This is a genomic window from Enterobacter sp. Res13-Sevr-PEC09-46 (assembly GCF_015672585.1).
Classification (GTDB): Bacteria; Pseudomonadota; Gammaproteobacteria; order Enterobacterales; family Enterobacteriaceae; genus Enterobacter; species Enterobacter hormaechei_C.
This window is the reverse complement of record NZ_JADABR010000015.1, coordinates 245820-266235: the sequence shown is the minus strand read 5'-3', so window position 1 is coordinate 266235 and position 20416 is coordinate 245820. Positions and strand designations below refer to the sequence as shown.

Annotated in this window: 23 protein-coding genes, 1 tRNA gene and 1 pseudogene; 16 read left to right on the top strand and 9 right to left on the bottom strand. The window is 53.6% G+C overall.

The features are described 5' to 3' along the window. Positions 1–132, top strand: a pseudogene (locus IMQ56_RS09295) (hemolysin III family protein); the annotation flags it as partial. A 111-nt stretch (positions 133–243) separates the two neighbouring features. Here IMQ56_RS09295 and ygfZ read toward each other — a convergent pair. Beyond that, on the bottom strand, positions 244–1224 hold the full coding sequence (gene ygfZ / locus IMQ56_RS09290; RefSeq protein ID WP_017382888.1) for a tRNA-modifying protein YgfZ: 981 nt from the start codon (positions 1222–1224) through the stop codon (positions 244–246). 294 nt (positions 1225–1518) lie between these two features. Here ygfZ and sdhE point away from each other — a divergent pair, with 294 nt between their 5' ends. Both sdhE and IMQ56_RS09280 read left to right on the top strand, forming a co-directional pair. Then, entirely contained in the window at positions 1519–1785 is a 267-nt protein-coding gene (sdhE, locus tag IMQ56_RS09285) for an FAD assembly factor SdhE (protein ID WP_003863437.1), read from the top strand. Beyond that, a complete protein-coding gene (locus tag IMQ56_RS09280; protein WP_017382887.1) occupies positions 1766–2176 on the top strand; it encodes a protein YgfX in 411 nt (136 codons plus the stop codon). The genes sdhE and IMQ56_RS09280 overlap by 20 nt, the downstream gene beginning before the upstream one ends. A gap of 1 nt (position 2177) precedes the next feature. Here the strand turns inward: IMQ56_RS09280 and fldB are convergent, their stop codons facing one another. Next, positions 2178–2699 (bottom strand): flavodoxin FldB, encoded by a 522-nt coding sequence (fldB, locus tag IMQ56_RS09275; RefSeq protein WP_196063881.1) that lies wholly within the window; start codon positions 2697–2699, stop codon positions 2178–2180. A 101-nt stretch (positions 2700–2800) separates the two neighbouring features. Here fldB and xerD point away from each other — a divergent pair, with 101 nt between their 5' ends. The 5 genes from xerD to lysS all read left to right on the top strand — a co-directional run bounded on the left by xerD (position 2801) and on the right by lysS (position 8894). Next, positions 2801–3697, top strand: coding sequence for a site-specific tyrosine recombinase XerD (gene xerD / locus IMQ56_RS09270; protein ID WP_003863442.1), 897 nt, complete (start codon positions 2801–2803; stop codon positions 3695–3697). A 28-nt stretch (positions 3698–3725) separates the two neighbouring features. Further along, positions 3726–4439: a bifunctional protein-disulfide isomerase/oxidoreductase DsbC gene (gene dsbC, locus IMQ56_RS09265; RefSeq protein ID WP_006811871.1), complete on the top strand. Its 714-nt coding sequence runs from the start codon at positions 3726–3728 to the stop codon at positions 4437–4439. Positions 4440–4444: 5 nt separating this feature from the next. Then, positions 4445–6178 (top strand): single-stranded-DNA-specific exonuclease RecJ, encoded by a 1734-nt coding sequence (gene recJ / locus IMQ56_RS09260; RefSeq protein ID WP_017382886.1) that lies wholly within the window; start codon positions 4445–4447, stop codon positions 6176–6178. 90 nt (positions 6179–6268) lie between these two features. Beyond that, positions 6269–7367, top strand: a protein-coding gene (gene prfB, locus IMQ56_RS09255) for a peptide chain release factor 2 (protein ID WP_096147815.1) whose coding sequence is annotated in 2 segments (ribosomal slippage) — positions 6269–6343 and positions 6345–7367 — 1098 coding nt in all. Because the reading frame shifts where the segments join, the coding sequence is not laid out codon by codon here. A gap of 9 nt (positions 7368–7376) precedes the next feature. Further along, entirely contained in the window at positions 7377–8894 is a 1518-nt protein-coding gene (lysS, locus tag IMQ56_RS09250; protein ID WP_003863452.1) for a lysine--tRNA ligase, read from the top strand. 48 nt (positions 8895–8942) lie between these two features. Here the strand turns inward: lysS and idi are convergent, their stop codons facing one another. Next, the gene (idi, locus tag IMQ56_RS09245) at positions 8943–9485 is read right to left on the bottom strand and encodes an isopentenyl-diphosphate Delta-isomerase (protein ID WP_045340096.1); all 543 of its coding nucleotides are present in this window, start codon (positions 9483–9485) and stop codon (positions 8943–8945) included. 163 nt (positions 9486–9648) lie between these two features. Here idi and actS point away from each other — a divergent pair, with 163 nt between their 5' ends. Further along, positions 9649–10389 carry an amidase activator ActS gene (actS, locus tag IMQ56_RS09240; protein ID WP_196063880.1) on the top strand — a complete coding sequence of 247 codons (741 nt, stop codon included), beginning with the start codon at positions 9649–9651 and terminating at the stop codon, positions 10387–10389. An 80-nt stretch (positions 10390–10469) separates the two neighbouring features. Then, positions 10470–10543, top strand: a tRNA-Gly gene (locus tag IMQ56_RS09235). A gap of 251 nt (positions 10544–10794) precedes the next feature. On the opposite strand, the gene IMQ56_RS09230 is transcribed toward IMQ56_RS09235, so the two are convergent. Genes IMQ56_RS09230 through IMQ56_RS09220 form a run of 3 tightly spaced genes read right to left on the bottom strand, consistent with a single transcriptional unit; the run spans position 10795 to position 12099 of the window. Beyond that, on the bottom strand, positions 10795–11220 hold the full coding sequence (locus IMQ56_RS09230; RefSeq protein ID WP_015571791.1) for a hypothetical protein: 426 nt from the start codon (positions 11218–11220) through the stop codon (positions 10795–10797). Beyond that, positions 11198–11611, bottom strand: a complete 414-nt coding sequence (locus IMQ56_RS09225; RefSeq protein ID WP_223825176.1) for a polymorphic toxin type 44 domain-containing protein — start codon at positions 11609–11611, stop codon at positions 11198–11200. The genes IMQ56_RS09230 and IMQ56_RS09225 overlap by 23 nt, the downstream gene beginning before the upstream one ends. Beyond that, a complete protein-coding gene (locus IMQ56_RS09220) occupies positions 11608–12099 on the bottom strand; it encodes an Hcp family type VI secretion system effector (protein WP_015571789.1) in 492 nt (163 codons plus the stop codon). The genes IMQ56_RS09225 and IMQ56_RS09220 overlap by 4 nt, the downstream gene beginning before the upstream one ends. A gap of 373 nt (positions 12100–12472) precedes the next feature. Here IMQ56_RS09220 and IMQ56_RS09215 point away from each other — a divergent pair, with 373 nt between their 5' ends. The 5 genes from IMQ56_RS09215 to IMQ56_RS09195 all read left to right on the top strand — a co-directional run bounded on the left by IMQ56_RS09215 (position 12473) and on the right by IMQ56_RS09195 (position 16346). Further along, positions 12473–12616, top strand: coding sequence for a hypothetical protein (locus IMQ56_RS09215; protein ID WP_015571788.1), 144 nt, complete (start codon positions 12473–12475; stop codon positions 12614–12616). Positions 12617–12874: 258 nt separating this feature from the next. After that, complete coding sequence (locus tag IMQ56_RS09210; protein ID WP_196063879.1) at positions 12875–13543, top strand: isochorismatase family protein; 669 nt, start codon at positions 12875–12877, stop codon at positions 13541–13543. A 222-nt stretch (positions 13544–13765) separates the two neighbouring features. Next, complete coding sequence (locus IMQ56_RS09205; RefSeq protein WP_196063878.1) at positions 13766–14941, top strand: outer membrane protein transport protein; 1176 nt, start codon at positions 13766–13768, stop codon at positions 14939–14941. 63 nt (positions 14942–15004) lie between these two features. Further along, complete coding sequence (locus IMQ56_RS09200) at positions 15005–15634, top strand: winged helix-turn-helix transcriptional regulator (protein ID WP_196063877.1); 630 nt, start codon at positions 15005–15007, stop codon at positions 15632–15634. 100 nt (positions 15635–15734) lie between these two features. Beyond that, a complete protein-coding gene (locus IMQ56_RS09195; protein WP_196063876.1) occupies positions 15735–16346 on the top strand; it encodes an outer membrane beta-barrel protein in 612 nt (203 codons plus the stop codon). A 59-nt stretch (positions 16347–16405) separates the two neighbouring features. Here IMQ56_RS09195 and IMQ56_RS09190 read toward each other — a convergent pair whose 3' ends face one another. Continuing rightward, a complete protein-coding gene (locus IMQ56_RS09190; RefSeq protein WP_045327239.1) occupies positions 16406–16804 on the bottom strand; it encodes a hypothetical protein in 399 nt (132 codons plus the stop codon). A 171-nt stretch (positions 16805–16975) separates the two neighbouring features. Here IMQ56_RS09190 and IMQ56_RS09185 point away from each other — a divergent pair, with 171 nt between their 5' ends. After that, the gene (locus IMQ56_RS09185) at positions 16976–18958 is read left to right on the top strand and encodes an alkyl sulfatase dimerization domain-containing protein (protein WP_196063875.1); all 1983 of its coding nucleotides are present in this window, start codon (positions 16976–16978) and stop codon (positions 18956–18958) included. Between the two features lie 102 nt (positions 18959–19060). On the opposite strand, the gene IMQ56_RS09180 is transcribed toward IMQ56_RS09185, so the two are convergent. Beyond that, complete coding sequence (locus IMQ56_RS09180) at positions 19061–19945, bottom strand: SDR family oxidoreductase (protein WP_032649406.1); 885 nt, start codon at positions 19943–19945, stop codon at positions 19061–19063. Positions 19946–20006: 61 nt separating this feature from the next. Then, complete coding sequence (locus tag IMQ56_RS09175; protein ID WP_032649404.1) at positions 20007–20396, bottom strand: YdeI family stress tolerance OB fold protein; 390 nt, start codon at positions 20394–20396, stop codon at positions 20007–20009. Positions 20397–20416: the final 20 nt, after the last annotated feature.

The window sequence follows — 20416 nt, the reverse complement described above, 5'->3', positions numbered from 1 at the left end:
GTCTACTCGCTGGGCGTGATTTTCTACGTCTGCAAGCGTATTCCGTACAACCATGCCATCTGGCACGGCTTTGTGCTGGGCGGCAGCGTGTGCCACTTCCTGGCAATTTATCTGTATGTTGGGCAGGTGTAGTTTTTTTGTAAGGTGCGGTCTGATGCCCTCACCCCGACCCTCTCCCACAGGGAGAGGGAGAATATCAACACCGTAGGCCCGGTAAGCGCAGCGCCACCGGGCGATACAGCATCAATCTTCCAGAGAATACGGTAGCGGCTCAATGCTGAGCGTGTTTGCATCATCCCGCACGCGGAATACGCTGTCGGGCTCCATATCATTATTCATGACAACCTGCACCAGCAGGCGGCCATCATCGAGCTGGACGGCGGCTAACACGGTGCCGGTACGGCGCCAGTTTTCGCCCATCTTCATCTCAAGATCTTCACCCGCTTCCGGCACACGGCTGGCGTGACCAGCCAGCGTCCACAGGGCGCGTTTGTTCGCGCCGCGGAATTTCGCACGCGCCACCATTTCCTGACCGGTGTAGCAGCCCTTCTTAAAGCTGATACCACCCAGCGCCTGGATGTTTGTCGCCTGCGGGATAAACTGCGCGCTGTTTGCCGCGTCAATGACCGGCAGACCCGCTTCGATATTCAGCGCCAGCCACTGCTGGCTGTTGTTGAGCTGTGCTTCACCGCGCAGGGCGTCAGTGACGCGTTCCGCCGTTGCTTCGTCGGTTACCAGCAGGAAGCGCTCCGCCGGGTGTTCGAACCACAGAATGGAGGTCGCTCCCTCGCTGACCAGCTGTTTTTCAGCATCCGGCAGCTGGGCAAACAGGTTTTTCAGCGCTGCACGCGCCTGGAAACCCGCGACCCCCAGCAGAACGTGTTCATCGTCCGGGGCGATGGTGACTTTAGAAAAGACCGCGTATTTTTTCAGCTCTTTAAGCTGGGCGTCACGCAGGCTGCGGCGCTCAATAAAGGCGAATCCGTCCTGACGGCGGAACAGACGCAGGTTGCTCCACATTTTGCCTTTTGGATCGCAATGCGCGGCCAGCAGATGCTGGTGCTCAGTCAACTGCGCCACGTCCGCCGTGACCTGGCCTTGCAGGTATTTTTCACTGTCCGCACCAGTCAGTGTCGCCAGTGCCCAGTCATCAAGAGTAATCAGCGTCAGCGGCAGACGCGCAGAGGCGGCGGGCTGGCGAGGAGAAAATGGTGTAAATGCCATAGTGATGTCCTGAATTGCTTAACGCTTTGATAATACCTAATGGTAAAAGAGACTGTATTCAATGCAAGCGCTTTCAGCAGGCCATTCGTGCCATTACGCGGTTATGCGTGGCGCTACGCAAAATAGTGTAATCCGCTGTCTTTATAAGGATTATTCAGGGAGCCTGCTCGAGGTTCGCAATATTCCAGTAAAGAAACGGTCAAAAACACGTTACACTAGCAGGTGTTCCCGGAGAGCAATAATGAATACCAAACGGGATACCGACTGTGCCAAACGTAATGCAGGAAACAGAACATGGATATTAACAACAAGGCCCGTATTCACTGGGCGTGCCGTCGCGGCATGCGTGAACTTGATATCTCCATCATGCCTTTCTTCGAGTATGAGTACGACAGCTTAAGCGATGACGATAAGCGCCTGTTTGTCCGTCTGCTTGAGTCTGACGATCCGGATTTATTCAACTGGCTGATGAATCACGGCAAGCCCGCCGACACCGAGTTGCAACGGATGGTGCAATTAATTCAAACACGGAATCAGGAACGTGGTCCTGTGGCAATCTGATCTTCGCGTCTCGTGGCGCTCACAGTGGATGTCCTTACTGCTCCACGGTCTGGTGGCGGCACTGGTGTTATTGGTGCCGTGGCCGCTTAGCTATACCCCTCTGTGGTTGCTATTGCTGTCGTTTGTGGTGTTTGACAGCGTGCGCAGCCAGCGTCGAATCAACGCCCGTCAGGGTGAAATTAAGCTGCTGATGGATTCTCGCCTGCGCTGGCAGGGAAAAGAGTGGGAGATGATGGGGACGCCGTGGATGCTTAACACCGGGATGATGCTACGGCTGCGTCGGGTCGAGGATAACCGTCGCCAGCACCTGTGGCTGGCCGCAGACAGTATGGATCCCGCGGAGTGGCGAGATCTGCGCCGGTTGATCGTGCAACAGCCGACGCAGGAGTAAATCAGCTGAATTGCTCGGCCATCTCACTCAGAATCTGCTCGCACCAGCTCTGGAGGCGCTCGTCGCTAAGATCGTACTGGTTGGTTTCATCCAGCGCGAGCCCGACAAACAGCTGACCGTCGGCAATAATCGGTTTTTGACTGGTGAACTCATAGCCTTCCGTAGGCCAGTAGCCGATAAAGGTCGCGCCCTTTGGCGCCAGTTTGTCGTGCAGCATGCCGAGTGCGTCAAGGAACCACTCCCCGTAGCCCAACTGGTCGCCCATGCCGTACATCGCAATGATTTTGCCTTCAAAATTGACTGAATCGAGCTGATCCCAGATGGCTTCCCAGTCTTCCTGAATCTCACCAAAGTCCCAGGTAGGGATACCCAGAATGAGCACATCGTACTGCTCCATCAAGGCAACCGCGTCATCTTTCAGGTTATGCAGCGTCACCAGTTCCGGGCCAATGATGTCACGAATTTTCTCCGCCGCCATTTCGGTGTAGCAGGTGCTGGAACCATAGAACAGACCAATATTCATCGCGTAACTATCTCAATTCTTGCTATGACTTTGCGCGTAGTGTACCAGAAACCGATGGCAATCAGGCATAATGGCCAGATTGCAGAACCAAAGGGGCTGATGTGGAAAAGGATCTCGCACTCATCGAACAGTTTCTCGACGCGCTGTGGCTGGAGAAAAACCTCGCTGAAAATACGCTCAGCGCCTATCGTCGGGATCTCACGCTGCTGGTCGAGTGGCTGGCACATCGTGGGCTGACGCTTGAAAGCGCGCAAAGCGATGACCTGCAAGGGTTACTGGCTGAGCGGATGGAAGGGGGGTACAAAGCCACCAGCTCCGCACGTCTGCTGAGCGCCATGCGCCGCCTGTTCCAGCACCTGTACCGCGAGAAGATCCGCGCGGATGACCCTAGCGCACTGCTGGCATCGCCTAAACTGCCTCAGCGGCTGCCAAAAGATCTCAGCGAAGCACAAGTTGAGAGATTATTACAGTCGCCCGCAGTTGACCTTCCGCTGGAGTTACGCGATAAAGCCATGCTTGAACTATTGTATGCCACGGGCTTGCGCGTTTCCGAGCTGGTGGGCCTGACGATGAGCGATATCAGCCTGCGTCAGGGCGTGGTGCGCGTTATCGGTAAAGGGAACAAAGAACGGCTGGTGCCGCTGGGTGAAGAGGCGGTCTACTGGCTGGAGACGTATCTGGAACACGGGCGTCCGTGGCTGCTGAACGGCGTCTCCATAGATGTATTGTTCCCGAGCCAGCGCGCGCAGCAGATGACGCGACAAACGTTCTGGCATCGCATTAAACATTACGCCACACTGGCGGGTATTGACAGTGAGAAGCTGTCGCCGCACGTTTTGCGTCACGCCTTCGCGACGCATCTGTTAAACCACGGCGCTGATTTACGCGTGGTGCAGATGTTGCTTGGACACAGCGATCTTTCAACGACGCAAATATACACCCATGTCGCGACGGAACGCCTGCGGCAGCTACACCAACAGCACCACCCTCGCGCGTGAGTGCCGACGAATTGTTACAGGAACAAATATGAAAAAGTCTTTAGCGCTGCTCACCCTGCTGGCAGCTTCGGTTTCCGGTTTTGCCCATGCGGACGATGCCGCCATTAAACAGTCTCTGACGAAACTCGGCGTCGCCAGCAGCGAGATCCAGCCAGCGCCGGTGGCTGGCATGAAAACGGTGCTGACCAACAGCGGCGTGCTGTACGTGACCGAAGACGGCAAGCACATTATTCAGGGGCCTATGTACGACGTGAGCGGCGCGCAGCCGGTGAACGTCACCAACCAGCTGCTGATGAAAAACCTGAACGCGCTCGAAAAAGAGATGATTGTCTACAAGGCGGCGCAGGAAAAGCACGTTATTACCGTCTTCACCGACATCACCTGCGGCTATTGCCACAAGCTGCATGAAGAGATGAAAGACTACAACGCACTGGGCATTACCGTGCGTTACCTGGCTTTCCCACGCGCTGGCGTGCAGAGCCAGCCTGAGCAGGATATGAAAGCGATCTGGTGTGCGAAAGACCGCAACAAGGCCTTTGATGACGCGATGAACGGCAAAGGCGTGAAGCCCGCGTCCTGCGATATCGACATCGCTAACCACTACGCGCTGGGCGTGCAGTTTGGCGTGAGCGGTACGCCAGCCATTGTGCTGAGTAACGGCTACGTGGTGCCGGGCTACCAGGGGCCAAAAGAGATGAAGGCGTTCCTCGACGAGCACCAAAAACAGATGGGTGGTAAATAATTCGCGTGAAAGCCCCGATAAAACTGCGCCGCCGCGATGCGGGTGAAACCGCGGATTTACCAGACACGCTTCCGCTGCTGCTAAAGCGGCTGTATGCCAGCCGTGGCGTGCGTACGGCAAGCGATCTTGAGCGCAGCGTCAAAGGCATGCTGCCCTGGCAAGCGCTGAGTGGCATCGAAAAAGCGACTGAAATGCTCTACGACGCGTTCCGGGAAGGCACGCGGATTGTCGTGGTGGGCGATTTCGATGCAGACGGCGCAACCAGTACCGCGTTGAGCGTGCTCAGTCTGCGTGCGCTGGGCTGCGATAACGTGACTTACCTGGTGCCGAACCGGTTTGAAGACGGCTACGGCCTCAGCCCGGAAGTGGTCGATCAGGCCCATGCCCGTGGCGCACAGATGATCATGACCGTGGATAACGGGATCTCTTCTCATGCGGGGGTTGATCATGCCCATGCGCTGGGGATCCCGGTACTGGTCACCGATCACCACCTGCCAGGCGAAACACTGCCTGCCGCCGAAGCCATCATTAACCCGAACCTGCGCGACTGCGATTTCCCGTCGAAATCGCTGGCCGGAGTAGGGGTGGCGTTTTATCTGATGCTGGCGTTACGCACGTTGCTGCGAGATAAGGGCTGGTTCGAATCGCGCGGGATTGCCGTGCCGAACCTCGCGGAGTATCTCGATCTGGTGGCGCTGGGAACCGTGGCGGACGTGGTGCCGCTCGATACCAATAACCGTATTCTCACCTGGCAGGGCTTAAGCCGCATTCGGGCAGGTAAATGCCGTCCGGGGATTAAGGCGCTGCTGGAAATTGCCAACCGCGATCCGCTGAAGCTTGCGGCAAGCGATTTAGGCTTTGCCCTCGGCCCGCGCCTGAACGCGGCGGGGCGGCTGGATGATATGTCGGTTGGCGTCGCGCTGCTGCTGTGCGACAACATCGGCGAAGCGCGTGTGCTGGCCAGTGAGCTGGACGCACTCAATCAGACCCGTAAAGAGATTGAGCAGGGCATGCAGGCCGAAGCGCTGACCCTGTGCGAAAAGCTGGAGCGCAGCGGCGATACCCTGCCGGGCGGGCTGGCGATGTATCACCCCGAATGGCACCAGGGCGTGGTGGGCATTCTGGCGTCGCGCATTAAAGAGCGTTTCCACCGCCCGGTGATCGCGTTCGCCCCCGCCGGGGACGGCACGCTGAAAGGCTCCGGTCGTTCCATTCAGGGTCTGCATATGCGCGATGCGCTGGAGCGTCTGGATACGCTGCATCCGAACCTGATGATTAAGTTCGGCGGTCACGCGATGGCGGCAGGCCTGTCGCTGGAAGAGGCGAAGTTCGACGAATTCCAGCGTCTGTTTGGCGAACTGGTCACCGAGTGGATCGATCCGGCTCTGTTGCAGGGTGAAGTGGTTTCTGACGGTGAGCTTTCACCGGCTGAAATGACCATGGAGGTGGCGCAGATGCTGCGCGATGCCGGCCCGTGGGGGCAGATGTTCCCGGAGCCGCTTTTCGACGGACGTTTTCGTTTGCTGCAACAGCGCATCGTGGGCGAACGCCATCTCAAAGTGATGGTGGAACCGGTCGGCGGCGGACCGCTGCTCGACGGCATCGCCTTTAACGTTGATACCTCCATCTGGCCGGACAACGGCGTGCGCGAGGTTGAGCTGGCCTATAAGCTGGATATTAACGAGTTCCGCGGTAACCGCTCCCTTCAGATCATCATCGACAATATCTGGCCAATTTAGCGTCAGTAATCTCTATAAAAAAGGGCGTGGATTCGGTACAATCCCGCTCTTATCACCGCATTTTGACAAGCTCATAAAAGAAAACAGACCATGTTTGAAATTAATCCGGTAAAAAACCGCATTCAGGACCTCACGGAGCGCTCTGACGTTCTTAGGGGGTATCTTTGACTACGATGCCAAGAAAGAGCGTCTCGAAGAAGTAAACGCCGAGCTGGAACAGCCGGACGTCTGGAACGAACCTGAGCGCGCTCAGGCGCTGGGTAAAGAGCGTTCCTCCCTCGAAGCCATCGTAGATACGCTGGATCAAATGGCGCAGGGTCTGGAAGATGTTTCTGGGCTGCTGGAGCTGGCTGTCGAAGCCGACGACGAAGAAACCTTTAACGAAGCCGTGGCAGAGCTCGACGTGCTGGAAGAGAAGCTGGCGCAGCTGGAATTCCGTCGCATGTTCTCCGGCGAATACGATAGTGCTGACTGCTATCTCGATATTCAGGCAGGTTCTGGCGGTACCGAAGCGCAGGACTGGGCGAGCATGCTGATGCGCATGTACCTGCGCTGGGCGGAAGCGCGCGGTTTCAAAACCGAGATTATCGAAGAGTCCGAAGGTGAAGTGGCGGGTATCAAATCCGTCACCATCAAGATTATTGGCGATTACGCTTACGGCTGGCTGCGTACCGAGACCGGCGTTCACCGCCTGGTGCGTAAGAGCCCGTTCGATTCCGGCGGCCGTCGTCACACCTCCTTCAGCTCCGCGTTTGTCTACCCGGAAGTCGATGAAGATATCGATATCGACATCAACCCGGCGGACCTGCGTATCGACGTTTACCGCGCATCCGGCGCGGGTGGTCAGCACGTTAACCGTACGGAATCTGCGGTGCGTATTACCCACATTCCAACCGGGCTGGTAACACAGTGCCAGAACGACCGTTCCCAGCATAAGAACAAAGACCAGGCCATGAAGCAGATGAAAGCGAAGCTTTATGAGCTGGAGATGCAGAAGAAAAATGCTGAGAAGCAGGCGATGGAAGACAACAAGTCCGATATCGGCTGGGGCAGCCAGATCCGTTCTTACGTCCTTGATGACTCCCGCATCAAAGACCTGCGTACCGGGGTTGAAACCCGCAACACGCAGGCGGTGCTGGACGGCAGCCTGGACCAATTTATCGAAGCAAGTTTGAAAGCAGGGTTATGAGGAACCAACATGTCTGAACAACAAGCACAGGGCGCTGACGCGGTAGTCGATCTTAACAACGAACTGAAAACCCGCCGCGAGAAGCTGGCAGCGCTGCGCGAGCAGGGCGTGCCGTTCCCGAACGATTTTCGTCGTGACCATACCTCAGACCAACTGCACGCAGACTTCGACGGTAAAGAGAACGAAGAGCTGGAAGCGCTGAACGTTGAAGTGTCCGTGGCGGGCCGCATGATGACCCGTCGTATCATGGGTAAAGCGTCCTTCGTGACTTTACAGGACGTTGGCGGCCGCATTCAGCTGTACGTCTCTCGTGACGACCTGCCGGAAGGCATCTACAACGAGCAGTTCAAAAAGTGGGACCTCGGCGATATCCTGGGCGCTAAAGGTAAACTGTTCAAAACCAAGACCGGTGAACTGTCTATCCACTGCACCGAACTGCGTCTGCTGACCAAAGCCCTGCGCCCGCTGCCGGACAAGTTCCACGGTTTGCAGGATCAGGAAGCGCGCTATCGTCAGCGTTACCTGGATCTCATCTCTAACGATGAATCCCGTAAGACCTTCAAAATTCGCTCCCAGATCATGGCCGGTATTCGCCAGTTCATGGTTAACCGCGACTTTATGGAAGTAGAAACCCCGATGATGCAGGTGATCCCCGGCGGTGCCTCTGCCCGTCCGTTCATCACCCATCACAACGCCCTGGACCTGGACATGTACCTGCGTATCGCGCCGGAACTGTACCTGAAGCGTCTGGTGGTTGGCGGTTTCGATCGCGTGTTTGAGATCAACCGTAACTTCCGTAACGAAGGTATCTCCGTACGTCATAACCCAGAGTTCACCATGATGGAACTCTATATGGCGTATGCGGATTACAAAGATCTGATCGAGCTGACCGAATCCCTGTTCCGCACCCTGGCGCAGGACATTCTGGGCACCACCCAGGTGCCTTACGGTGAAGAGGTGTTCGACTTCGGCAAGCCGTTCGAAAAACTGACCATGCGCGAAGCGATCAAGAAATACCGTCCGGAAACCAACATGGCGGATCTGGATAACTTCGACTCTGCGAAAGCGATCGCTGAAAGCATCGGTATTAAGGTTGAGAAGAGCTGGGGCTTGGGTCGTATCGTGACCGAAATCTTCGAAGAAGTGGCCGAAGCGCACCTGATTCAGCCGACCTTCATCACCGAATACCCGGCGGAAGTGTCTCCGCTGGCGCGTCGTAATGACGAGAACCCGGAAATCACTGACCGCTTCGAATTCTTCATCGGTGGCCGCGAAATCGGTAACGGCTTTAGCGAGCTGAACGATGCAGAAGATCAGGCGCAGCGCTTCCAGGATCAGGTTAACGCGAAAGCGGCAGGCGACGACGAAGCGATGTTCTTCGACGAAGACTACGTGACCGCGCTGGAGCACGGCCTGCCGCCGACGGCTGGCCTGGGTATTGGTATCGACCGTATGGTGATGCTGTTCACCAACAGCCACACCATCCGCGACGTGATCCTGTTCCCGGCGATGCGTCCGGTGAAATAAGCCGTTAAGACGTAAAAAAAGCCCCGTGCGTTTATCGCCGGGGCTTTTTTATTGCGCCGCGAAGGCGCTGAGTTTTTCACGCGCGGTGTTCGCTTCCTGCACCATCCACGGGCTAAATGCCCACGGTGTGGCGTCCAGCGCGCGGAATAGCGTGTCCAGCTCCACCCACTGATACTCCATCACTTCATCGTCATTGATTGCGAGGGTATTCGTTACGCGGGCGGCATAGACCGGGCAGATTTCGTTTTCAACGATCCCTGACGGGTCGGCTTCACGGTAGCGGAACTCCGGGGCAATGGGGGTGATGTCTGTGATTTCGGCGCCGACTTCAAAGCGGCAGCGGCGGATAATCGCCTGCTCTGTCGCTTCGTCGGCCTGTGGATGACCGCAAACGGAGTTGGTCCATACGCCGGGCCAGGCTTTTTTACTTAATGCGCGCCGGGTGATCAGACATTCTCCATTAGCGTTAAACAGCCATGAAGAGAAGGCCAGGTGTAGCGGGGTGTGTGACGTGTGCGCGGCGTACTTCTCCTGAGTGCCAATCACCTTTCCCTGGTCATTTACCAAAATAACGTGTTCTTGAATACTCATTGATGCTCCAGTGCCAAAATGCTTAATGGTTCAGCACCATCAGCGGAATTATTATACTGCATTCTTATGCGAACGGTTTGGCCCACAGAGCGGAAAAGGGCATGACCCGCATCAGTTTGGGCTGCTATCATAGTGCGCCATTCACGCTGACCGAGGAGCTGTTTTGTTTGCAGGAAGCCTGACGAGAAACCCGATCATTGCCGTTTTCTGCCTGACGCTGACGCTACTTGTAGCAGGATGCTCGGGGAGTAAATCTTCGGATATGGGCAGTTATTCCGGTGCAGTCTATACCGTTAAGCGCGGGGACACGCTCTACCGCATCTCACGCGCCACGGGAACCAGCGTGAAGGAGCTGGCGCGCCTGAATAATATCTCTCCACCGTATACTATTGAGGTAGGGCAGAAGCTCAAGGTTAACGGTGGTTCCTCCTCAGGGAAAAAGTCCTCAACGCGTAAAACAGCCAAAGTCACGCCATCCTATCAGGTGCCTAAATCATCCTGGCCGCCGGTCGGTCAGCGCTGCTGGATCTGGCCTGCAAGCGGAAAAGTGGTTGCGCCGTACTCGCTCTTGGAAGGTGGCAATAAAGGTATTGATATCGCTGCCGCACGCGGCACACCGGTTTACGCTTCAGGGGCCGGAAAGGTGGTCTATGTCGGTAACCAGCTTCGTGGATACGGTAACCTGATCATGATTAAGCATGGTGAAGACTACATTACGGCGTATGCGCATAACGACACGATGCTGGTCAATAACGGCCAGAACGTGAAGGCGGGGCAGAAGATTGCGACCATGGGCAGTACCGGGACGGATACGGTGAAGCTGCACTTCCAGATCCGCTATAAGGCCACGGCCATCGATCCGCAGCGTTATCTTCCGGCGCAGGGCAGTAAGCCGAAGTGCTAAGTGATTATTTAATCGCCACTTAGTGGGGGAAAGGCTTGTATGAAGAGGCGTAAGGTCTATAATGCCTTACGCACCTCAAAGCGGGCGTAGTTCAATGGTAGAACGAGAGCTTCCCAAGCTCTATACGAGGGTTCGATTCCCTTCGCCCGCTCCAGAATTTCCCCAAGTAGAACCGTTCAAAAACTTTCTTTATTTCAGTAGGTTGCTCAGTAGCGCTGACTAACTTGTTTAGGCGTTATGTCCTGTAGAGCATTGACGTCCTCCCTGCACACGAAATGCAGGTAACCCTCTGACAGTCTTATGAAATCGCTGTGCTTCGCTTGTCTTCTAACCTCTAAGGGGCTTAATGGTTTCTGTTGTCTAAAACCAGAAGAGAAAGAGCCAGCGTGGCAGCTGGCTATGTTTTTAGTATGGTGATGCGGTTAAATAGACAGGGACGGAGTAGATCGAGCCACCTGCCAGATAATCCGCAGGGCTGTGAAAGGTGTAAATGGTTCCCTTCACGGAAAGGTAGATCGCATTATTCTCGACCTTCTTCAATGCATCTTTGTCCGTGGTGATCATGAAAGGCTGGTGATCGTTCTCCAGACTCGCCATAAACGCTTTATCATCTTTGGTTACATCATAGAGATAGAAACGGTAGGAAAAGCCTGTGGTGGCTCCTGCACTCGCTTCTGTGATGTAAAGATTAGCCAGATTGTTAACTTTCACCTTCTTAATAATCACTTGCTCAAGTGGTGAGAAGTACAGCAAGTTGTATATCCCATAGGCGACAACAGCCAACAGGATCAGAAGTAGATACCGCTTCTTAAAAACCTGTGCGTTTTGCATAGTCGATACCCGCTCTTATCCAGTACTGGTCGTTAGGATCATCACCGTAAGGCGTTGAGCCAAACCAATCACCAAAAGCCGGATCCGTTGTTCCTGCGCGGCTTTGCGCCCATCCTGCGCCTCTAAGTAATACTTCGCCGGAAATCCCCGCAGCGTGGCCAACAGCACCATAATGGAAGTTTCCGAAGCTCTCGAACTGTCTCCCGTGCTGTTTGTAATCCCACGGACCATGGCCTCTTACCTGCTGATAAAACCATGCATAGGTAAGGGCTGACGGGCCGCGGTGAAAGCGAGCCATCATCATATTATTGACGATATTCACACCTGGCGGGGCGAAAGATGACACATCAAAAGGCGGATGAGGTGATGCTGCTAATGTTGGGTATCTCACGCTTGCGCTCTCTCATTCCATGCATCGGTAAACTGAACGTTGCCATCGCAGTATTTCCACGTGATTTTTTCATAGCGAAGTTCTACACACTCGAGGTGGTTGTGCTTCTCTTTGGTCGGATCTTTGGTGTCGTGCATCACTGGAGAAACGCCGACAACTCTCACACTTTCAAGCAGGATGTTGAAGTATTCCGCTTCCTGTCCTGCGTCGTTGATCTTATACCATTTGAACTCAGCAGATTTAAGCGTCTGACCAGTAGCAACAGCTTTATAAAGATAAGGGGAGGAGCTATCAAACTCTTTTTGAATTAGCACGGCAGAGTGCTTGCGGGTTCCTGTGATCTTTCCAGTCATTAAGTCCGTTGGAATGCTGAGATTATGGGAAAATCCAGTGATCTCAATGCTGCCCTCACGATCCTGAACATCTACAGACCCTTTAATATCTGCGCCACCGTCATCTTTAAGCCATAGGTAAGCTGGAATAGCCATTTTCACTTTTCCTCATGCTGTTATAAAAAAAACCATAGAGAAAGTGTACCTATGTGTGAGAGGGCAATAAACGATTAAATCTAACAAAATCATTAATTTAAACGTGATTAAATTTGAGTTAAGTTAAACTAAAGGGAAGGTAGGCATTGCACCCTCTCGATTATTGCAAAGCCCGTATGTAATCTGGCAAGGCTTTCAATTGGCTATCTTTCATCGCCGGAACAGGAATACCCCTATCAGTCTTTCCTGTACTGGCGTACCTGCTTCCCCCTTTCGTTCATTGTTATGATCGGTTGTCGGCATAACACGCTAAGTTGCACATTTCCTGTACCCTGGATACCCTGAGATTAATCCTAATAACTCAAGGGTGAGTATGGCTACCGGGAAGAGAAAGAACCAAAAGGAATCACCTGAAGAAGAGTTAGATCGCTTGCTGGATGAGCTTGAACTCACAGAGGAGCAACGGGAGTTTATCGAATCCATGCGGGAGGATAAGGGCGATCCCAGTAGTGAGTAACGCTTGCCTTCAGCCGAACGAATACGAATGGCCGCGTAACGGCATTGTAAAGATTTCTTCTCCTCACGAGGGCTTCCGTCAGCGTCGATGGCTCAGCGTACCGTGCCAGAAATTGTCCTGAAATGATGCGGTATTCAGACCGGATCGGACTACTATTCATTATGATTTATCAATGCATTATACCCTGACCATGTGCATGTAAAATCGCGGAGCCGGGAGAGTTGACGGCAATGTAAAAGAAATCATGAGGAAAGAAATATGGCTGCTACAAACGGTATGATTGATACTGATGACGCTGTAATTTTACTCATCGACCATCAGAGTGGCTTATTCAACACGGTACGTGATGTGCCTGTACCAGACCTTCGTAATTATGTGACAGCGATAGCCAAAGTTGCCACGCTTTTAAATATCCCGGTGATCACCACGGCCTCTGTTCCTGACGGTCCCAATGGCCCGCTCATCCCGGAAATTCACAAATATGCACCCCATGCCGTGTATGTTCCACGCACCGGGCAGATTAATACCTGGGATAATCCGGCGTTTGTGAAGGAAGTGGAAAAGACGGGCAGAAAGACCCTGATTATTGCCGGCACGCTCACCAGCGTCTGCATGGCGTTCCCTGCGGTTAGCGCTGTCCAGGAGGGGTATAAGGTTTACTGTGTTGTGGGTGCCTCGGGGAACTGGTCCAAAATCGCGACCGATACCACCATCGCGCGCGTGGCTCAGGCGGGGGCGATCCCTACCGATACGTTTGCCATTGTCGCTGAATTAATGAGAACCTGGAACCGCGCGGAAGGTTCTCGCTTTGCTGAGATCCTGGCAGAGCATGTCTGTCCGGAATATAAGTGCCTGATTGAAAGTTTCGGCAAAGCTCAGGAAATTGCCAGAACGGGCCCGGAAACCAATCTGGAGCATTATAAGTAAGGCCGGATAAACTTGAACAAAATTCCTGGATTTTATCGTCCTGTACCTGAACGTATTACAGGTGCAGGACGTAGCGGTGCCTTATTCCGGACGTCGCTGAATTGTCAGAGATATTAAGAGGGGCTGAACCGCGCATAATTTAAAATTAAACCCTCTTTATTTTTACGTCATCAGGCGCCCCTGTTATATCTGTCGGCAAATTTTTTATTTCCCGGATCGCAGATGAAAACACGACTCCTCCTGTGCGCGGGCTTATTTGCCGCCTCCAGTGCCCATGCCAGCGCCCTCTATTTTTATGAAGCCGGCACCGAAGATACCGCGCTTGCCGGAGCAGGGCAGGCGGCTCATGCGCAGGACGCCTCGACAATCATGACTAACCCTGCTGGCATGACGCGCCTGCCGGATCATATGGTCACCGGTGGGTTACAGGTTATGGATGGCTCCATCGATAACCAGCTGGATAACCATGCCCATCAAAGCCCCGGCGACGTGATGAAAACCATCCCGAATGCCAGCGCCTTTTATAGCCAGAAAATAAACGATGATCTTTATGCCGGGATCGGGCTTTACGGTAATTACGGTCTGGGGATCGATTACGGTAGCTGGGCGGGCGACAGGCTGATTAAAAAGAGCACCCTGGTCGCAATGACGCTCAGTCCGTCACTGGCATACAAGCTCAACGACCGCCTCTCAATAGGGGCGTCCGCCAACGTTAATTACGGTTATTTCTCGCTGACCCGCAACGTTAATGATAATGACTATCGGCAGCATGATGAGGACTGGGCCATGAGCTATCGGCTTGGGTTACTCATGCAACTGACCGACCAGACGCGAGCCGGTATTACATGGAACAGCGAGACGAACTATCGCTACTCTGTTAACGGCAAAGCTCGCATGCAGAATGGCGCCTACGACCTGCCGGTGTCGGCACAAATCAGCGCGCCGCAGCAAATCATGCTCAGTCTTGTGCATGATATTAACCCGCGGTGGTCGGTTATGGGCGATCTCGGCTGGCAGGACTGGAGCCAGTTCGGTGCGCCGCAAATCGTCGTTGGGGACAGGCAACTGAACAACGTCAGCCGCATGAAGGATACGTGGCACGGCGCGGTGGGCGTGCAGTATCGTCCAACACCTCAGTGGCGACTGAATGCCGGTGTGGCGTTCGACAGCTCGCCGTATGAGAGCCAGAGTGATGTGGCTTTAACCTTACCCACCGGCGATGAGTGGCGATTTGGCACGGGAGCCCAGTATCAAATCACCCCGGCCAGCAATATTGGTATTGCCGTGTCGTATCTTCATATGCAGTCGTCGCATGTGAAATCGCCGACGGCGTTTGCCGGAAGTTACGATCATCCTTATCTTTGGTTTGCCAGCGTCAACTACAGCTATCAGTTTTGATCGGCTAACCGCTTAAAATATATGGTCTATAATGGCAGATATTGAATGTCAGAAGGTTGTACCATGCATGTTTTACCGCCTGTTCGACCCGAAAAATCCATCGAACGACTGACCGCCATCCTTGAGCCGATAGCGGAGAAAGTGCACGTTGTTCCGCGTAAGCGACTTACCTGGTTACGGAAGGGGAAACAGCAGATGTACCTCTTTCTGGAAGGGGAGTTGTCCCTGCTGCGGGCTTCGGATGGACTGGTGGTAGTGACCGTTTACGAGCCGCATTTGTTTGGTATTGCAGAGATGATCCAGCCTACGCAGGGGCATCTTCTCCGTGCGGAAAGGGAGTCGACTATTTTACGTCTCGATGCGGACAAGGCGGCTGAGTTGTTTCGCGCCGAGGGCGTCTGGGAGGATGTCGCCGCGCTGCTCTCATACCATACGGCCTATTTAATATTCCGTGATGCCCAGGTACTCCAGCAGCGTACCTATTCCGTTATTCGTAACCACCTTCAGGAAATGATTTTGCTCCCGGAAGAGACGCGTCTGCGTACCACGATTCTGGAATATATTCAGGATCGTACGCTGCTCTCTCGCAGCAGTATACTCAATGTATTATCCGCCCTTAAGCAGGGCGAATATATCGCCTTTAAGCGCGGTGGATATCTGCTTGAGGTCAGACATTTACCCGAATCATTCTAGCGAAAGTTTAAAATTAAACAGAAATGGAATTAACGCTGCCGTTAATTTTCTATATCGTTTGCTTTCTCAGATTTAACTTTATCAAGTAAACGGTATTTTTATGAAAAAGACAGTTATCGCATTGATTATGGCTAATGCATTTACCGCCACTTCCGCGTTCGCCGCTGCTGATGCGGGCACCTGGTATAGCGGGGCGAAATTCGGCTGGTCTCACTATTTTGATACCAATATGGGTTCAAAAGCGTTTGAGAACACGCATTCCGACCACTTCGATTTTGACCATGATAATGTCGGTGGGGGTGTTTATACGGGTTATCAGATTACCCCATGGCTTGCGGTAGAAGGCGGTTATGATTATTTAGGCAACATGCAGATTAAAGGTCAGCATGGCGCCGGGGCGCAAATGAAGACGCAGGGCCTGCAAATGTCTCTGAAGGCCAGTTATGCCCTGACTAATGACTGGGATATTTACGGCCGTGCCGGCTCAATGGGCTATCGCGCTGAATCCGATGTAAGTGGTCACAATCGTTTTGAAACCGGTGTGCGCCCGCTTGCAGCCGTGGGTACTGAATACGCTTTCAATAAAAACTGGGCGGGTCGCCTGGAGTATCAGTGGGTAAGCAACGTGGGCAATGTTAACCAGATTGGCGTAAGCAGCGACCTGAGTTCCGTCACCGCAGGGCTTAGCTATCGCTTTGGTCAGTACGACTGATGCCCGTGATATACCCATTAATAAAAACCCGGCTGCTTATGTTGCCGGGTTTTTTATTTTCAGCTGGTGAATAACGGTTCAAGAATGATATGAATATTTTGCAGGCCCGTGACATTATTATCTTTCAGGTATTGCTGATTTACCATATCTAACTGTTCCAGTTTGGTCAGCGAGGCATAGACGCGTTGAACGGCACTGTCCGCAACAAAAATTTCTTTTGCGGTGGTGTCCTGTAGATACTGTGATTTTACGCTACGCGTTAAGGTCTCGATCTGCTGTTTATTTTCCTGATAAAGAGACGCGATATGCGATATCTGTACCTGCGGCGGTTTTTCCCCCGGCAACACCAGTGGAATTTGCAGATGATTAATTTTTTCAACATTGTCTGGTTGAGGAGAACTACAGGCTGTTAATGTGCTGAGGGTTAATACAGCGAAAAAGAACGGCAGGCTCTTCATCGAATTACTCCGGGGAAATAACTGGACTCAGCATTATCCCTTAAGGCCGCAGCGACGAAAGAATAAACTTATTTATTTATAAACGTTATTTTCATAGGTTAAAGATAAGCCTGGTGATAGCCTCCTTTCCCCCCATGTACCGCCAGCGTGAATATAACGCCTCGAGGAAGTATGAAATTTAAAACGCTCGTTAGTGCGATGGCCATTGCTGGTCTGCTATTAGTCTCGTTGACCTCATTGCCTGTCCTGGCACAAAAGGAAGGGAAGGGAGCCACTGCCCATACGAAAGAGATGAATGCTGCACTTTATGGTCAACTGCCCTTCTTTGATAAGACCGATTTCCGAAATGCGCACAAAGGCTTTATTGCCCCGCTGCCACCCGCGGTGATTAAAGGCGAAAAAGGCGCCGTTATCTGGAACCCCCGGAAATACGCTTTTATCAAAGAAGGGCAAAAAGCGCCGGATACCGTCAACCCGAGCCTGTGGCGTCAGGCGCAGCTGAATAATATTGGCGGTCTGTTTGAGGTCACGGAAGGCGTCTACCAGATCCGCAACCTCGATCTGTCGAATATGACGATTATAGAGGGCAAAGAGGGGATCACGGTTATCGATCCGCTGGTGTCTGCGGAAACGGCCAAAGCGGGCATGGATCTTTACGTTAAACATCGTGGCAAACGCCCGGTTGTTGCCGTTATTTATACCCATAGTCATGTCGATCATTATGGCGGCGTGCGTGGCGTAGTCGATGAAGCGGGAGTGATAACCGGCAAAGTGAAAGTCTATGCTCCAGCAGGTTTTATGGAAGAGGCGGTATCGGAAAATATCATGGCCGGAAATGCCATGAGCCGCCGTGCCAGTTATATCTACGGAAACCTGTTAAAGGCCAATGTAAAAGGTCAGGTAGGGGCGGGTCTGGGGACGACCACCTCAGCCGGGACGGTCACGCTTATCGCGCCCACTCACGCCATTACCGAAGACGGGCAGAAAGAGATCATCGACGGTCTCACCTATGATTTTATGCTGGCGCCGGGGTCGGAAGCGCCGTCTGAAATGCTCTGGTATGTGGAAGAGAAAAAGCTGATTGAAGCAGCAGAGAACGTCACTCACACCCTGCACAATACTTACTCGCTGCGCGGGGCGAAGATACACGATCCGCTGGCATGGTCAAAATACATCAATAACGCCCTCGATCGTTGGGGGGATAAAGCGGAAATTATTATCGCGCAGCACCACTGGCCCACATGGGGTAATAAGAAAGTGGTGAAGCTGATGAAAAGCCAGCGTGATATCTACCGCTATATCAACGACCAGACGCTGAGGCTGGCGAATAAAGGGCTGACGAGGGATGAGATAGCCGCTAATTTCGCCCTGCCTTACGGGCTGGCAAAATCCTGGGCAGGCCGTGGCTATTACGGCTCGGTAAGTAACAATGTCAAAGCCACCTATGTCTACTATCTTGGCTGGTTCGACGGAAATCCGGCGACGCTCAATGAACTGCCTCCGGTCGAGGCAGCGAAAAAATATGTCGATTACATGGGCGGAGCCCGCGCGATCCTTGAAAAAGCCCGGGTTGATTATGCCCGGGGAAATTACCGCTGGGTGGCGCAGGTAGTGAGTAAAGTCGTTTTTGCCGATCCAAATAATAAGGCGGCGCGCGAACTGGAAGCGGACGCGGTTGAACAGCTGGGATACCAGGCCGAGTCAGGACCCTGGCGTAACGCCTACCTCACCGGTGCGCAGGCGTTGCGTAACGGCGTGAAGAGGATGCCGACGCCCAATACCGCCAGCCCGGATGCGGTTCGTGCCATGTCGACTGAGATGATTTTTGACTACTTCGGCGTTCACCTTAACGGCGTCAGAGCTGCGAATGCCAGAGGGATTTTTAACGTTGATCTGGGTCGCGAGGGCGGCAGGTACAAGCTGGAGCTGGAGAATGGCGTGCTGAACCATATCGCCAACGCTCAGGCAGAAGATCCGGATGCAACCATCACGCTCAGCCGCGAAACGCTGAATAAAATCATCCTCAAAGAGACCACGTTGAAAAAGGCGCAACAGGCAGGAGAGGTGACGATCGTCGGCAATGCCGCGAAGGTAAACGAAATGCTGCGCTGCATGGAGAGCTTCAGCTTCTGGTTTCCTGTCGTCACCCCTTAAACGTAAAAAAGGCTGCTTTCGCAGCCCTTTAGCATTCGCCTGCAACAATTTGCCGGGTGGCGGCTTCGCCTTACCCGGCCTACACTCTGCGCGCCTTGAGCGCTAGATGACGCCATCCCCGCCGTCTGAACACCACACCTGCCCGGAGGTGTATGAACACTCATCCGAGGCCAGGGTGACATACAGCGGTGCGATCTCCACGGGCTGTCCCGGGCGTCCCAGAGGGGTACTCTCGCCAAAATGTTTCACTTTTTCCTGTGGCTGCCCACCGCTGGGCTGAAGCACGGTCCAGTAAGGTCCCGGCGCTACCGCGTTCACGCGGATCCCCTTCGGTCCCAGCTGTTTCGCCAGCGCTTTGGTGAACACCGCGAGACAGGCTTTGGTCTGCGCATAGTCAAGCAGTACGGCGCTCGGTTTAACCGCCTGAACGGAGGAGGTGTTAATGATGGAAGCAGGGGCTTTCATATGGCGCAACGCCGCCTTTGTGATCCAGAAAGGCGCATAGACGTTGGTCTTAAAGGTCGCGTCAAAATCTTCCGTGGTCAGTTCTTCCAGCGATTCACGGTACTGCTGGCGGCCTGCGTTATTCACCAGGATATCCAGCCCGCCCAGTTTTGAGACGGCCTGCTCCACCAGGTTCTGACAAAAAGTTTCGTCCCGCACATCGCCCGGAAGCGCGACGGCATTCCGTCCTTCCGCTTTAATCAGGGCGATGACTTCCGCTGCGTCTTCTTCCTCTTCCGGCAAATAGTTAATCGCGACATCTGCCCCTTCGCGGGCATAGGCAATGGCTACAGCGCGTCCTATGCCGGAATCGCCCCCGGTAATTAGCGCCTTCTTACCGGCAAGACGACCATGCCCTTTGTAGCTCTTCTCGCCGTGGTCGGGTACGGGTTCCATCTCTGAGGCCAGGCCCGGTGGCGTCTGAGGCTGCTCCGGGAAAGGTGGCGTTGGGTAAGCGTTCGTACGTTGTTCATTATCACTCATAGCTAACTCCTTGTTAGGGGTGAGATTTGATGGATAGTTACAGCGTTAACGCTTCGCTGAATTATTTTTGCAAGTGGCTGACCCGCACTACGGGTGGGGATGATTTTTTATCGAGCGAGCCGCTAATACTGATCATGTTGTCAGGTTCCACGGTTCTGTCGTCAAATACGGCTTTCGGGATAATAACGTCGATTTTCCCGGTTTTATCCTGGAATACGTATTTATCGCCATTGCCATCAATAAGATTGCCGCGCAATGAAATAGAGGCACCATCATGCATCTCTTTCGCCTGAGTAATGGTCATAATGCGCGCATCATCGGTACCACGATAACCGCTGTCCAGCGCATGCGGCGGTGGCGGCGCGTCACCCTTTTGTAACCCGCCGTTATTATCTGCCCATGCAGTAGGGATAATTAATATAAACAAGGCTGAAATCACTGATAATTTCATCTGATATCCTTCATTTTGGA

Coding starts and splice junctions, on each gene's coding strand:
- ygfZ (WP_017382888.1), bottom strand. CDS start 1,224: ATGGCATTTACACCATTTTCTCCTCGCCAGCCCGCCGCCTCTGCGCGT.
- sdhE (WP_003863437.1), top strand. CDS start 1,519: ATGGATATTAACAACAAGGCCCGTATTCACTGGGCGTGCCGTCGCGGC.
- fldB (WP_196063881.1), bottom strand. CDS start 2,699: ATGAATATTGGTCTGTTCTATGGTTCCAGCACCTGCTACACCGAAATG.
- dsbC (WP_006811871.1), top strand. CDS start 3,726: ATGAAAAAGTCTTTAGCGCTGCTCACCCTGCTGGCAGCTTCGGTTTCC.
- lysS (WP_003863452.1), top strand. CDS start 7,377: ATGTCTGAACAACAAGCACAGGGCGCTGACGCGGTAGTCGATCTTAAC.
- idi (WP_045340096.1), bottom strand. CDS start 9,485: ATGAGTATTCAAGAACACGTTATTTTGGTAAATGACCAGGGAAAGGTG.
- IMQ56_RS09230 (WP_015571791.1), bottom strand. CDS start 11,220: ATGCAAAACGCACAGGTTTTTAAGAAGCGGTATCTACTTCTGATCCTG.
- IMQ56_RS09220 (WP_015571789.1), bottom strand. CDS start 12,099: ATGGCTATTCCAGCTTACCTATGGCTTAAAGATGACGGTGGCGCAGAT.
- IMQ56_RS09215 (WP_015571788.1), top strand. CDS start 12,473: ATGGCTACCGGGAAGAGAAAGAACCAAAAGGAATCACCTGAAGAAGAG.
- IMQ56_RS09210 (WP_196063879.1), top strand. CDS start 12,875: ATGGCTGCTACAAACGGTATGATTGATACTGATGACGCTGTAATTTTA.
- IMQ56_RS09205 (WP_196063878.1), top strand. CDS start 13,766: ATGAAAACACGACTCCTCCTGTGCGCGGGCTTATTTGCCGCCTCCAGT.
- IMQ56_RS09200 (WP_196063877.1), top strand. CDS start 15,005: ATGCATGTTTTACCGCCTGTTCGACCCGAAAAATCCATCGAACGACTG.
- IMQ56_RS09195 (WP_196063876.1), top strand. CDS start 15,735: ATGAAAAAGACAGTTATCGCATTGATTATGGCTAATGCATTTACCGCC.
- IMQ56_RS09190 (WP_045327239.1), bottom strand. CDS start 16,804: ATGAAGAGCCTGCCGTTCTTTTTCGCTGTATTAACCCTCAGCACATTA.
- IMQ56_RS09185 (WP_196063875.1), top strand. CDS start 16,976: ATGAAATTTAAAACGCTCGTTAGTGCGATGGCCATTGCTGGTCTGCTA.
- IMQ56_RS09180 (WP_032649406.1), bottom strand. CDS start 19,945: ATGAGTGATAATGAACAACGTACGAACGCTTACCCAACGCCACCTTTC.
- IMQ56_RS09175 (WP_032649404.1), bottom strand. CDS start 20,396: ATGAAATTATCAGTGATTTCAGCCTTGTTTATATTAATTATCCCTACT.